The following is a 13041-nucleotide window of genomic DNA, read 5'->3' as shown; positions in this document are numbered from 1 at the left end:
TTGAGTAAATATTCCGAAAACTTGAATCTGCTCATTACAAATACGCATAACTAGCCACGCGATATCTGTTTGCCGAAACTAATAATGCAAGTCAATTGAAAATTCGTATATAGCACTTAGTTAAACTTGGCGCCCGATCTTTAGTCCAAACACCGTCACCTGAATTACTGTCACGATCACCTTTTTGATTGGTGTTTCCTTCGATGGTTTTTAATTTTTCTTTTGTTGATTGTTGATCCGCGATCACCAAGCCGATATGAGAAAAATCATATACCACGAAGTCACCAGCGCGTGCTTTCTCAGTTTCAGGAAGTACAGTAAGACCTCGCTGCCTCGCCCACTTTTCCCAACCAAACGCACTAGCATCGCGGCAACGCCACTTTTCTGCTGCTGAGAATGTTGGTAGCTTTAGAAGCTCTCTGATGGACCCATCTTCCAACCACTCTCGCATCAACCAACAAGTAAACGCTGCACACCATGGCCATGCTCCCGGTGCGAGCCAAGTCGTACCTTGATACTCGACAACCCGTGCGCCAGTGTTATTAACCGGGCCTTCTCTGGTGCCGACTTCCGTTTTTGCCAAGTCAATGAGTTTCTTAACTGCGTCGTTCATTCTATTCTCCTTGGTGGTTTGGGCTGAAAATTCATTTTTTGTTCAAAGCTGTTTTGAAGTCGTTGTTCGTTACGCAACCTTTGTTGATCATTGATGCTTGTAATGGGGCTGTATTTTTTTGTAATGCGATTTTTAATTATTCTTTCGAATTCGAAGCCATTCTTTTAAGCTTTCCTCGAGGATTTGATCTAATTCTTGCTTGATTGAGTCCAATATCGAATCATGATGAGAATCGTCAGGTGTATTCGATATTTGAAAATTCAACTCTCTCTTGAGATACAAGAGTTTGGACAGTACGAGCGTTTCTTGTACCCATAAAGTTCGTGGGTCAAAAAACGCGTCGTATGCACTAATTAGTGTGATGCCTGCACCTAATACAAGGGTGATATTTTCTCGGTAGAGATTTTCTGAAAATGGATCTGATTTCCATCCAACAAGTACAGTGATAATACCCGCAAGTGTGACTGCCGAGACTTTTAGAAGCAGAGCTGTTCGCTTGTGACGAACTCTTTCTTTTCGGTATTTTTGAATTAAGCTGGAGAGCTCATCTTTTAGAAATTGTTTTTTGCTTAGGCTAGACACATGAACTCCCTACTCGAGTTTTTTGGTCTTGCTTGAAGACCTTAAAGTGAATTCAAATTTTCGAAGGAGAATAGATCTTGGCGATAGCTATCTCAATCGATGATTCTGTCTAAAAGATAGGCTCGCAGCAAGCGCATAGTCGATCTTAACTTTGTACCTAAACTTTCTTTCCAATGAGAAGGTATGCGTCCGGGCAAAAAACAGCACCGCCTCCGAAAATAGAGGTGTCGATGGTGCTGCCATCGACCTTTCCTTCGTAAATAATCGTATGGTCGACTAGCATTGCTGCTCTCGCAGTAGCGATTGCGGCTGCGTCGTTTGCTTTTAGAGCTCGGATCACGATAGACGTCATTTCATTTCTCCTTAAAGTTTGCTGTGCAGTGCGTTAATGATGCTTGGCTCTGTTATTGCCGCTTGACCAGATAGAAAAGAGGAAACTTGCCCTAAATTTTTATATTCTTTTAGTTGTTTTTTTTGAGCATCATTAAGGGTGCTGACTTCAACAATTTCCTCCCATTTTGTCTGATTGAAAGTTCCATCTGTATTTATGACAGCTGCCACGATTACCCCATTTTTTGCCTTGAGTAGATTAGCCGTGGAGCTACCTTTCTCAACGGCTTCGTCGTAACCCTTTTGACCAAGAATACTTTTTAATCTGTTGGTAGCCTCATCCGCTTTTGCTTTGGAGGCGTTAGCGTTCTCGATCGCCAACGCAGTGGCCTCTGCATCTGGTGACTGAACCGAAACTAATCTGGCTCCTCCAGAAGTCGCTAAGTTTTGAGCGGCAATGCCGGTCGCAAAAAATTGCGCTAAGCCACCCTTAGCATTGACGCGAGCGTTGGAACCGGCTTCACTGCCGCCGCCAAAAGTGGCTCCAAAGCTGGCAAGGACGGAATAGGTATCGGTCTTGTTACCTTGGTTGTCCACACCGGTAAATTTGCAATTCGGATCCGTACAAGGACCTGGTTGCTTGGTATTGTTAGACGTAGCCTGGTTTGCAAGCAGTGGCATCCATACACCTTCGTTTCTCTTGTAGCCCACGGTTAGGTCTGGAGATCCGTTAAGTGGGCTAACTGATACGTCAAGTGCGAATTTGGTTGTCGTTCCAAACATTAAGGTGTTTGTATGTTCAGGCGTACTACTGCAAGCTGCTAGTGTTAAAACGAAAAATCCCAGACTTATTTTGGCGATATCGTGGCGCATAATTCATGTTCTCCAATTAAATGCATTTCCTTTAACATGTGATCAAGTTGTTTCTTGTCTTTGACCACGACTAAGACCCGACAATCCGTAGGCACTTGAATAAATTCATTTTCTTTATAGCCAAGCGTGAAGCCATCTCCTAAACTGAATCCAAAGAGCCGGACACCTGTCGAGGTGATTTGTTTTTCTGACGGATAGGTTGGTGGTTTAATGATCTTTACATAACCAAAATTATGTATTACCACTCTCCCTTGTTCATCCAATGACGTGGTCGAACAACCCGCTAAATAAAAAACAAGAAAAATAATTTGCCAGTGCTTGGTCATATTGCGTAGAACAAACTTATATCCATTTGATTTGATTGAAAAGGCTGCCGATTACGCTTTTTATTTCATCCATTACTCGCTTGCAATTTCGTTTAACGCGTCCGAATTGTTCCGTAACAAGTAACGAAGAAAAAGTTCAAATAATGGAATTGGCGCCTAATGAAAAGCAAAATAACCAGCACCATTGACGATCCCAATGGTGGATCGAGCAAAAAATGCGCCAGCATTACAGCGACCAAATTCTTTGATCATTTGCTCGCCTGCTTGGATCGCTGGCTTGTGAAACCAGATTAAGTCTCAAAGATAAACTTTTTTTGACATGGAAAATCGTGAAATTTACGTGTCAAGAAAAGTATCTTTCATATAAATTCAAATTTTGAATTTCAAATTTTATGTGCTTCTGGTTCCCCGTTCGCAATGGGGAGGTGTGTTCCAGTAATAGCGTCCTGCGGCACCGATGTCGCGTTGACTAAGCTGTTGTAGTCGGCAGCAGCGTTTTGGAAGTCAGTGACAGGCTAGGTAAAACTGATGAGCACAACAGCAAATTTACGTCTATGGAGGCGCGTGCGCCGAGCTTAATGCGTTTTTCTGTTGTCGGTTTCTCGCCGTGATAGAGAATGCGCCTCGCCGATAGGTATTTTGGATATCAGCGAGGTCTCCATAAGACGTTCATCTTTGGTTTGCGTATGGTGCAGGAGATTTATTCATTGTCGCTGTAGACCTTGAAGCTCCGTTCAGCCATTGTGTATTTGGAGTGAGCTTAAATCTGAATATGAACGCTATCGGACTCAACATGTAAACTTGATGTTCAATTTTTAAAGTCAGAATATTGGATTTTGATAATTTGAATCCCTGCTTGCTTACGTATAGGAAGCAAGATTTCAACGCCACACTTATGACTACGAATCTAATCCAAATACACGCAGCTCTTGCTCGCATCGGCAGGCCTTAGCGATGCGTGCGGCCCAAGTGACCGCCTCATCACGCGTAGCTAATTCCAATACAGTGAAGCCGCCATTCAGCACAGGCGCCCAAGCATAGCCACCTGAAGTGACCGACCCATCGGCAGCAACCAACACTGGCGGAATGCTTTCGTCGATTCCGCCAGCGAAGACATACACGCCAGCTGCTTTCGCTTCTTCAATGACCGCGTGCGCGTCGCGACCGACTTGTGCTAATTCGTGATCTTGTACTTGCATTGCTGCGCTGGGAAATGAGATTAGGTATTTGGGCATGGTGTTTTTCCTTAGAATTGATGGTGCTTTCTTTTAGCGTAACGCAGATGCAGGGGACGCCTTCAATCGTCAAAATATAGCAGGAATTATCATAGAAGATTCCCTAGCGTTTGTTTTGTGATGATTTTTCATTCACAAGCTCTTACGCAATAGGTAACCGATAAGCAACCGAAAAGTCACCGAATTTGATGCATACGACTTACGCCATGTAAGTATTCAGTCATCTCAAGTCGCTTGTAGATAGTCGCGACTCAGCTTGCGGCGAAAGTGAAAATGAGGCGATGCTCGCAACTCGTCGTGATTTTCTTGTTCTTCCTTGCTTCCGATTAACTTCATGCGCGATGAACTCCTGAAACAGAAGTCCGAATTAAAAATTCACTGCGCTGGTATCGGTGTCTTATCACAAGACATTTGCGCGTTCATGGGATTGAGATGATTGAGATGCGCACTAAGTTTTGAAATAGCGATCGCATATCGAGGTACAACACCAGTTGCGGTACGACGAAAATATTCAGGAAATTTTTCAACTCTATAAAGTCCAAATTCGTCTTCTGGAATTTCTAGAGATGATTCAAACGCATCACTAAAAATTTCCTCCTTCAAGTCAGACACTGAGCACGGTAACCACCAAATAGGATCGCTACTAAAGATCAACATAACCAAGTCATCTTTTTTATTTCTGATCAGTTTCTTTTTGGCATACCTAGGCATCCTAAAATTCTGACCGTCAGTCTTGATCATGACGAGAACTGAGTTCAGCCCTTTTTCGTACTCTCCCATCCCGAAGTGACTGTGCACGATTAGTTCTATCTTATCTTGAACATCGCCGCCATACACTGAAGAGCTAACTGTCGCTATAAGAGAAAATGGCGGCGGGTCCATGTCGATGCAGACAATATTTGGTTCACTGCATTTTGCAGATTTGGGAGGTCTAGCAAAATACGCACCTGGTGCGAGATCTGCAACAACCAAAAGTGGCTTCGCCAGTTTTTCATCAAATGTCGGCAAAACTCTTGCTGTTTGACTGTGTGAAACAAAAGGGAACAGCAGAAGCGCAATGGAAATTGGTAGTGATCTAGTGAAGTGAATCATGGCATTAAACGCAGAGAAAAAGGGCGGCTACAGGCTGAGCTTGAAGCGCAAAGCGTGCACCGACTGAAGACGTCCGACGAAGCGGCATTGATCGCTGTGTTGAAGGTCATAATAAAATACTTCTGATTGATGCATCGATGCCATCAGTCGCCTTCATGAAATCAACTATTAGTGAAACGGTCGTACTTCGACTGGTGCCCGACATGCAATCGCTGCTTTGCGCCCCCACGTCAGTGCTTCTTCCAAGTTAGCAACATCCAACACCCAAAAGCCACCCACATACTCCTTTGATCCCAGATATAAACCTTCAGTAACAAGCACCGTTCCATCGGGTTGTGTCCGCAGTGACCGTGCGCTACTTGGTGGACGTAAACCACCAACGAAAACCCTGACTCCAGCAGCCACCATGTCGTCGTTCAGCACATCAATGTTACGACCCATAGCCGGGTCTTCTGCGATGAATGGGTCGTAGTTCTCTGGGCGATGAATTGAAATTAGATACTGTGTCATGATTTTTCTTTTTGCTACTTTCGGATAGGGCCAGTGTGGAACGACGTGTTAAATTCAACTGCACCATATTCTCGAAGAATATCTGCGATCTGCGATAAACTGAAATCCACTTCTGCATGCCAAATTGGCGTTGCCGATGGATCGTCTTTTTGTGACAGATTCGGGTCAGAGCCAGCTTCCAGTAATATTTTTACTGCCGTTGGATCGCCGATAAATACCGCTGTGAGAAGAGGTGTAAATCCCACTTCATCATATTCATTTAACTTTAAACCGACAACTGCACTACGCATTCCTTCAATATCCGCAGAACGCAGAGCCGAGAAAAATTTGTCGAGCGCTATGTTAGAAGTCATAGAATTGACGCTGATTTGAGAGGCGCGCGCGCCAATCACTAAATTTTAAGAATGATCTGATTCGCGCGTCATTTTCGGAAGTCATGTTAGGCCTCACTTGGCCACTTTGGCCGACCGCAAATAGAACCATTGCGAATCAATTGGCGATGAGTTTTCAATCTTGTGGACATTGCGTCTTGTTAGAACAAGGTCGTGAATGTCACCCACTGAGAACTGCGGAATCTTTCCACTCAATTCTGGCATTTCGACGCACTCTACAACGACGACAACTTGCTTACCCAAAAGGTCTCGATCACCTGACATGATCTGATACGTCACGGGAGATCCGAACTTGATTATTCCGCATCCGGCTGCTGCCTGAAGGGAGACAATCTTGCCTCTTGCGTGAACATCCTTATCCATTTGCGCGGCAGAGGCATGGGTGCCGACGACGAATATTGTTGTAAGCGCGAGCCATTTGCTTTGGAATGTATGATTCATCGGATGAGGCCTAACGCAAAGTTGAAAGGCGTGCGCGCCAATCGATAAATTTCAAGTAAGCGCGAGTTCGCGCGTCATTTTCGAAAGTCATGTTAGCCCTTTGTAAGAACATCTTTTCGATTTCTTGTAATGATAGTTGGAGGCTTCATTCGTCTCCGAATGACAAAAATAGGTTTTGAAAAATCGTAAAATTCTTCTGACCACGGAGACGCACCAAGTCGAGCTAAAAGTTGTGAAACTCGTTCTTCGTTAAGCCGATCTCGCTTAATCCTGGTCTTATAAAGTTGAACATCTTCTTCGACCAACGGCTTTCCACTTTCGAAGAACAACCACTTTCTATCTTGCTGCGCAGCTTGTACGGTTCGCTCAAAAACATCTCCATCTTTCACGTACCGATAAGAGAAAACAGCCCCTGATTGCATGGATGTCCACTCGTCATGTGCCGACCAATGTAATGTAGTTAAAGCGTGGTTTATTGTAAGGCAGTGGCACAAAGAATCATATCCATCACATAAAAAACTATTATTCCAAAGCACAACCCATTTCGAAAATGTAGGGATCACCAAATAGAAAGTGGGAACATTGGCGAATTCGTTTGCAGCACCAAAAGCCCCGTCAAGATTTGGGAAAATCTCCCAATCACCATCAACAACTTCTTTTCCACAAAATCGCGATACTTCAGCGTGAACAGCCTTCGCCACAACATCGCAATCACCTTCGACGAGATCGAGTGCTTGTGTGGCTGGCCACCATTTCTGTATAGATTTGCTGCGGAGTCCGCTCATTTATTGTAGGGCTAACGCTGAGCTGCGCGGCTGGCCGCCAGCGAATCAAATGATAACCTGCGGCGCATCCGGCCAGTCCGAACGAGCGCCATGTTAGCCGGACCTTTGTTTATTAAGCAGCAATAACTCATGTTTCAATTTCTTGTATTGAAATGCTTTAATGCCAGATGCAATGCAGAAATATGCAATGACAACGACGAAACCTGAGTTTTGAAAGACCTTATTCATGAGCCATGCCGCGAGAAGGTAGGAACACGGCACCATTGGTATGTCCGGAAACAACGCCGCTCCGGCATTCGGCTCTCTTCCATTTTCCAAGTGAATAATGTTGCCGCGGGCGCACTGCAACGCGAACCCAATGAAGCACGAAACTACGGACAGCACAACGATCAGAAGGTAGATTTCCATTTGGCTAACTTGTTTTAAAGTGAAAAAACCGACGTTAACACATTCATAAATTTTTATCAACAAAGTTCCAAACCTCTCAAAACCCGCACCACGCCTTGCTCTTTTTTGTTATACCTGTGTCGAAACAGGTATAACAGAGGGAACATGAAAATCATGCATATTTGATCACTTTCATGTCTCCCATGTGGCTTGCATGCGCTAAAGCCTCGCTCAATTAGTTTTGCTCCTTCATGACCACTTCTTGCATGATTTGACGCTGGTGCCTCATCGCCACAGCGAATTTCATAGGCGCCTCAGCTATTCAATATAATAACTCCGTCCCCAATAAAAAATATCAAAAAATAAGACCAGTTTTTATAAACTCTGACCCTATTTATTCTTGTTGTGAAATCTTTTGCGCTGCACTATTCTTGAGCCCAAGTTTGATTTTTTTATTGTCGATTGGGTGATTTCCAAAACTTTATTTGGAATTGTCCAGCAAGCAGATTGAGGTACTTCGGTTGAGAAGTGCTCCAATGCAACAGCAGGAGAAAAGCTATGCAAGCACAAGGTTTATACGATCCAAGTAATGAAAAAGACGCCTGCGGTGTCGGTTTTATTGCGCATATCAAGGGTAAGAAGACGCATGCCATCGTTGAACAAGGCTTGTTGATTCTGAAAAATCTCGACCATCGGGGTGCGGTCGGTGCTGATGCCTTGATGGGCGATGGTGCGGGTGTCTTGATTCAGATTCCGGATCAGTACTATCGCGAAGAGATGGCGAAGCAGGGCGTGGAATTGCCGCCACCAGGTGAATATGGCGTCGGTATGATCTTTTTGCCTAAGGAACATGCTTCTCGTTTGGCTTGCGAACAAGAGATCGAACGTGCGGTGCGTGCTGAAGGCCAAGTCGTATTGGGCTGGCGCGATGTGCCGGTTGATCGCGAAATGCCAATGTCACCGACCGTACGTGAAAAAGAGCCTGTGATTCGCCAGATCTTCATTGGTCGCGGCCCTGACATCATGGTGACCGATGCCTTGGAACGTAAGCTCTATGTGATCCGTAAATCCGCAGTGCATGCGATTGAGGCTTTGCACCTCTTGCATGGTAAGGAATACTTTGTACCGTCGATGTCGGCGCGTACTATCGTCTACAAAGGTTTGCTGTTGGCTGATCAAGTTGGCGTCTACTACAAAGACTTGCAAGATGAACGTTGCGTTTCAGCTTTGGCTCTCGTGCATCAACGCTTCTCAACAAATACCTTCCCTGAATGGCCATTGGCTCACCCATACCGCATGATTGCGCATAATGGCGAGATCAACACCGTTAAAGGTAACTTCAACTGGATGCGTGCTCGTGAAGGTGTGATGAAATCCGCGGTACTCGGTGACGATCTGCAAAAACTCTATCCACTGATTTTTGAAGGCCAGTCTGACACGGCGAGTTTTGATAACGCGCTCGAACTCTTGGTCATGGCAGGTTATCCAATTGCGCAAGCAATGATGATGATGATTCCAGAAGCTTGGGAAAATCATACGATGATGGATGACAACCGTCGTGCCTTCTACGAATATCACGCGGCGATGATGGAGCCATGGGATGGTCCGGCCGCGATGGCATTTACTGACGGTCGTCAAATCGGTGGCACTTTGGATCGTAATGGTTTGCGTCCAGCACGTTACATCATTACTGACGATGACTTGGTCGTGATGGCATCTGAATCTGGCGTCTTGCCGATTCCAGAAGCACGCATCATTAAGAAATGGCGCCTACAACCAGGCAAGATGTTCTTGATCGACTTGGAAGCCGGCCGCATCATCGACGACAAAGAAATCAAAGACACGTATTCCAATGCCAAGCCTTACAAGCAGTGGATTAATTCTGTGCGTATCAAACTCAATTCACTTAAAGGTGAAGAAGACAATACGCCAGAAGCGGCATCGCTTTTAGATCGCCAGCAGGCGTTTGGTTACACACAAGAAGACATCAAATTCTTGATGGAGCCAATGGCCTTATCTGGCGAAGAAGCAATTGGCTCTATGGGTAACGACTCCTCCTTAGCGGTGATGTCGAATAAACTCAAGCCACTGTATAACTACTTCAAACAATTGTTTGCGCAGGTAACGAATCCACCGATCGATCCGATCCGTGAAGCGATGGTCATGTCTTTGGTCTCCTTCATCGGCCCAAAACCAAATCTGCTCGACACCAATAACATCAATCCACCTATGCGTTTGGAAGTGTCACAGCCAGTATTGGATTTCGCCGATATCGCTAAACTGCGCAACATCAGTGCCAACACTGGCGGCAAATTTAAATCTTACGAACTCGATATTTGCTATCCAGTGGCTTGGGGTAAAGATGGTATCGAAGCACGCTTGGCTTCAATCTGTGCAGAAGTTGTCGATGCGGTGAAATCCGGTCACAACATCATGATCATCACGGATCGCAAGATGGATGCGAACTTCGTGGCGATCCCTGCTTTGTTGGCGACTTCCACCGTACATCAACATTTAGTCAGCAAGGGTTTGCGTACTACGACAGGTTTGGTAGTTGAAACTGGCTCGGCACGTGAAACACATCACTTCGCCTTGTTGGCAGGTTATGGCGCAGAAGCAGTGCATCCTTACCTGGCGATGCAAACGCTCACAGATATGGCGAACAAGCTGAAAGATGTCGATGCAGAAAAAGCCATCTACAACTACACCAAAGCGATCGGCAAGGGCTTGCATAAAGTCATGTCGAAAATGGGTATCTCCACCTACATGTCTTACTGTGGCGCGCAGATTTTTGAAGCCGTGGGTTTGAATAAATCTTTGGTTGATAAATACTTCAAAGGCACAGCGTCGAACGTCGAAGGTATAGGCGTGTTTGAAGTCGCGGAAGAAGCCTTGCGCTTGCACAAAGCCGCGTTCGGCAATGATCCAGTATTAGCAAATGCGCTCGATGCGGGTGGTGAATATGCATTCCGTATTCGCGGTGAAGACCACATGTGGACGCCAGATTCGATTGCGAAGCTCCAGCATTCGACACGCTCGAACAACTTTAATTCCTATAAAGAATACGCCCAGATCATCAACGATCAATCCAAGCGTCATATGACTTTACGTGGCTTGTTTGAATTCAAAATTGATGCAAGCAAAGCGATTCCTTTGGATCAAGTCGAGCCAGCGAAAGAGATCGTCAAACGTTTTGCGACCGGCGCGATGTCTATGGGTTCTATCAGTACCGAAGCTCACGCGACTTTGGCAATTGCGATGAACCGCATCGGCGGTAAATCGAATACCGGTGAAGGTGGCGAAGATCCAGCGCGTTACACGCAAGAGTTGAAAGGCATCCCGATCAAGCAAGGCGCGACCATGGCCTCGGTGATTGGCGCTGAAAACGTCGAAGTCGACATTCCTTTGCAAGACGGCGATTCTTTACGCTCACGTATTAAACAAGTCGCGTCCGGTCGCTTTGGTGTGACAGCGGAATACTTAAGCTCCGCTGATCAGATACAGATCAAGATGGCACAAGGTGCGAAGCCAGGTGAGGGTGGTCAGTTGCCAGGTCATAAGGTGTCGGACTACATCGCAAAATTGCGTTTCTCTGTACCAGGCGTGGGCTTGATTTCTCCGCCACCGCATCATGATATTTACTCCATCGAAGATTTGGCGCAGTTGATTCATGACTTGAAAAACGTCAATCCACGTGCTTCGATTTCTGTGAAATTGGTGTCCGAAGTTGGCGTCGGTACGATTGCTGCGGGTGTGACTAAAGCGAAGTCAGATCACATCGTAATCGCAGGTCATGACGGCGGTACCGGTGCTTCACCTTTGTCATCAGTCAAACATGCAGGCACACCGTGGGAACTCGGTTTGTCCGAGACCCAGCAAACTCTGGTATTGAACGGTTTGCGTGGTCGCGTTCGTGTACAAGCAGATGGTCAGATGAAAACCGGTCGCGACGTGGTAATCGCCGCGATGTTGGGTGCCGATGAAATTGGTTTTGCGACAGCACCGCTGGTCGTCGAAGGCTGTATCATGATGCGCAAGTGTCATTTGAATACTTGCCCAGTTGGTGTCGCAACCCAAGATCCAGAATTGCGTAAAAAGTTTTCTGGTAAGCCGGAATATGTCGTGAACTATTTCTTCTTCGTCGCTGAAGAAGCGCGTCAAATCATGGCGCAACTCGGTATCCGTACTTATGACGAATTGATTGGCCGTGTTGATTTGCTGGATAAATCCAAAGCGATCACGCATTGGAAAGCCAAGGGCTTGGATTTCAGTCGCATCTTCCATCAAGTTGATGCAAGCGAAGAAGTCGCAACTCGCCATGTTGAAGAACAAGATCACGGCTTGGACAAAGCCTTGGACAACAAGTTAATCGCACAAGCCAAATTGGCTTTAGAAACAGGCGAGAAGGTGTCCTTCATCCAGCCTATCAAAAACTTGAACCGTACAGTCGGTGCGATGTTGTCCGGTGAAGTGGCGAAACGTTATGGCCATGCAGGTTTGCCAGATGACACGATCCATATTCAATTGCAAGGTACGGCAGGTCAATCTGCAGGCGCTTTCTTGGCGCGCGGTGTGACTTTGGATCTGGTGGGTGAAGGTAATGATTACGTCGGCAAAGGTTTGTCCGGTGGTCGCATCATCATTCGCCCTAACACCGAATTCCGTGGTTGGGCCGTCGATAACATCATTTGCGGTAACACAGTTCTGTACGGCGCGATCGCAGGTGAAGCCTTTATCAATGGTGTGGCAGGTGAACGTTTTGCGGTGCGTAACTCAGGTGCTTTAGCTGTCATCGAAGGCACCGGCGATCATGGGTGTGAATACATGACAGGCGGCACGGTCGTGGTACTCGGCGCGACAGGTCGTAACTTCGCAGCCGGTATGTCTGGCGGTATCGCTTATGTCTACGATCCCGATGGTGAATTCGCGCCTAAGTGCAATATGTCTATGGTGAGTTTGGAGTCGGTCTTAGCGGGTGACGAGCAAGAGAAAACGATTCCGAAATCACAGTGGCACGCCAAGACACGCGGCGCTGAGCCAGAGACGGACGAAGCGATTTTGCGTAACGCAATTGAACGCCATTTCAAACATACAGGCAGCACACGCTCACGTAATTTGCTGGACGACTGGGCACGTAGTCGCGCCAAGTTCGTCAAGGTATTCCCGCATGAATACAAACGTGCTTTGGGTGAGATGTATGCGGCGAAACAGGCTGAAGTGAAATTGGAAAAAGCGGCTTAAGGGATCGAGGTTCGATAAAGCCCCCTCTCCCGCAGGCGGGAGAGGGTTGGGGTGAGGGTGATTCAGGTTAGCGAAATCAATGTTTCACGATGATTGGTTCGAATTTGAGAACTCATAATCTAACGGAATTTCTCGTTAATCGACCTCCCTCATCCCCGACCCCGCATATGGAATTCGCCGCCAGCGGGAGATGGAAGCAAGAATCGTTGAGTTGACAAAGTTAAAACACGCGCA

At 46.2% G+C, this 13041-nt stretch carries 14 protein-coding genes; 2 read left to right on the top strand and 12 right to left on the bottom strand.

The features are described from left to right. Positions 1-91: 91 nt before the first annotated feature. The 5 genes from ACO0KW_RS08770 to ACO0KW_RS08750 all read right to left on the bottom strand — a co-directional run bounded on the left by ACO0KW_RS08770 (position 92) and on the right by ACO0KW_RS08750 (position 2724). On the bottom strand, positions 92-613 hold the full coding sequence (locus ACO0KW_RS08770) for a hypothetical protein (protein WP_423052686.1): 522 nt from the start codon (positions 611-613) through the stop codon (positions 92-94). 132 nt (positions 614-745) lie between these two features. Beyond that, positions 746-1195, bottom strand: a complete 450-nt coding sequence (locus ACO0KW_RS08765; RefSeq protein ID WP_423052684.1) for an SLATT domain-containing protein — start codon at positions 1193-1195, stop codon at positions 746-748. A 157-nt stretch (positions 1196-1352) separates the two neighbouring features. Next, positions 1353-1547 carry a hypothetical protein gene (locus ACO0KW_RS08760; RefSeq protein WP_423052683.1) on the bottom strand — a complete coding sequence of 65 codons (195 nt, stop codon included), beginning with the start codon at positions 1545-1547 and terminating at the stop codon, positions 1353-1355. A gap of 11 nt (positions 1548-1558) precedes the next feature. Further along, positions 1559-2398, bottom strand: coding sequence for a hypothetical protein (locus ACO0KW_RS08755; protein ID WP_423052681.1), 840 nt, complete (start codon positions 2396-2398; stop codon positions 1559-1561). Continuing rightward, on the bottom strand, positions 2374-2724 hold the full coding sequence (locus ACO0KW_RS08750) for a hypothetical protein (protein WP_423052679.1): 351 nt from the start codon (positions 2722-2724) through the stop codon (positions 2374-2376). The genes ACO0KW_RS08755 and ACO0KW_RS08750 overlap by 25 nt, the downstream gene beginning before the upstream one ends. 159 nt (positions 2725-2883) lie before the next feature. Here ACO0KW_RS08750 and ACO0KW_RS08745 point away from each other — a divergent pair, with 159 nt between their 5' ends. Next, the gene (locus ACO0KW_RS08745) at positions 2884-3018 is read left to right on the top strand and encodes a hypothetical protein (RefSeq protein WP_423052677.1); all 135 of its coding nucleotides are present in this window, start codon (positions 2884-2886) and stop codon (positions 3016-3018) included. A gap of 605 nt (positions 3019-3623) precedes the next feature. Here ACO0KW_RS08745 and ACO0KW_RS08740 read toward each other — a convergent pair. The 7 genes from ACO0KW_RS08740 to ACO0KW_RS08710 all read right to left on the bottom strand — a co-directional run bounded on the left by ACO0KW_RS08740 (position 3624) and on the right by ACO0KW_RS08710 (position 7587). Next, positions 3624-3959: a YciI family protein gene (locus ACO0KW_RS08740; protein ID WP_423052675.1), complete on the bottom strand. Its 336-nt coding sequence runs from the start codon at positions 3957-3959 to the stop codon at positions 3624-3626. A 375-nt stretch (positions 3960-4334) separates the two neighbouring features. Continuing rightward, on the bottom strand, positions 4335-5051 hold the full coding sequence (locus ACO0KW_RS08735) for a hypothetical protein (protein ID WP_423052673.1): 717 nt from the start codon (positions 5049-5051) through the stop codon (positions 4335-4337). A gap of 168 nt (positions 5052-5219) precedes the next feature. Beyond that, the gene (locus ACO0KW_RS08730) at positions 5220-5561 is read right to left on the bottom strand and encodes a YciI family protein (RefSeq protein ID WP_423052671.1); all 342 of its coding nucleotides are present in this window, start codon (positions 5559-5561) and stop codon (positions 5220-5222) included. A 14-nt stretch (positions 5562-5575) separates the two neighbouring features. Next, positions 5576-5914, bottom strand: a complete 339-nt coding sequence (locus ACO0KW_RS08725; protein ID WP_423052669.1) for a hypothetical protein — start codon at positions 5912-5914, stop codon at positions 5576-5578. Positions 5915-6007: 93 nt separating this feature from the next. Continuing rightward, entirely contained in the window at positions 6008-6394 is a 387-nt protein-coding gene (locus ACO0KW_RS08720; RefSeq protein ID WP_423052667.1) for a hypothetical protein, read from the bottom strand. 92 nt (positions 6395-6486) lie between these two features. Continuing rightward, complete coding sequence (locus ACO0KW_RS08715; protein WP_423052665.1) at positions 6487-7179, bottom strand: hypothetical protein; 693 nt, start codon at positions 7177-7179, stop codon at positions 6487-6489. Positions 7180-7272: 93 nt separating this feature from the next. Next, positions 7273-7587, bottom strand: a complete 315-nt coding sequence (locus ACO0KW_RS08710; protein ID WP_423052663.1) for a hypothetical protein — start codon at positions 7585-7587, stop codon at positions 7273-7275. A gap of 537 nt (positions 7588-8124) precedes the next feature. Here ACO0KW_RS08710 and ACO0KW_RS08705 point away from each other — a divergent pair. Beyond that, positions 8125-12807 (top strand): glutamate synthase-related protein, encoded by a 4683-nt coding sequence (locus tag ACO0KW_RS08705; RefSeq protein WP_423052661.1) that lies wholly within the window; start codon positions 8125-8127, stop codon positions 12805-12807. The last annotated feature ends 234 nt before the right edge of the window (positions 12808-13041 follow it).

Origin of the sequence: Undibacterium sp. Ji22W, from assembly GCF_049340305.1 — a bacterium.
In the GTDB taxonomy this organism is placed as follows: Bacteria; Pseudomonadota; Gammaproteobacteria; order Burkholderiales; family Burkholderiaceae_D; genus Undibacterium.
The sequence above is the reverse complement of the archived record's forward strand: the minus strand, read 5'-3'. Positions and strand labels throughout refer to the sequence as shown.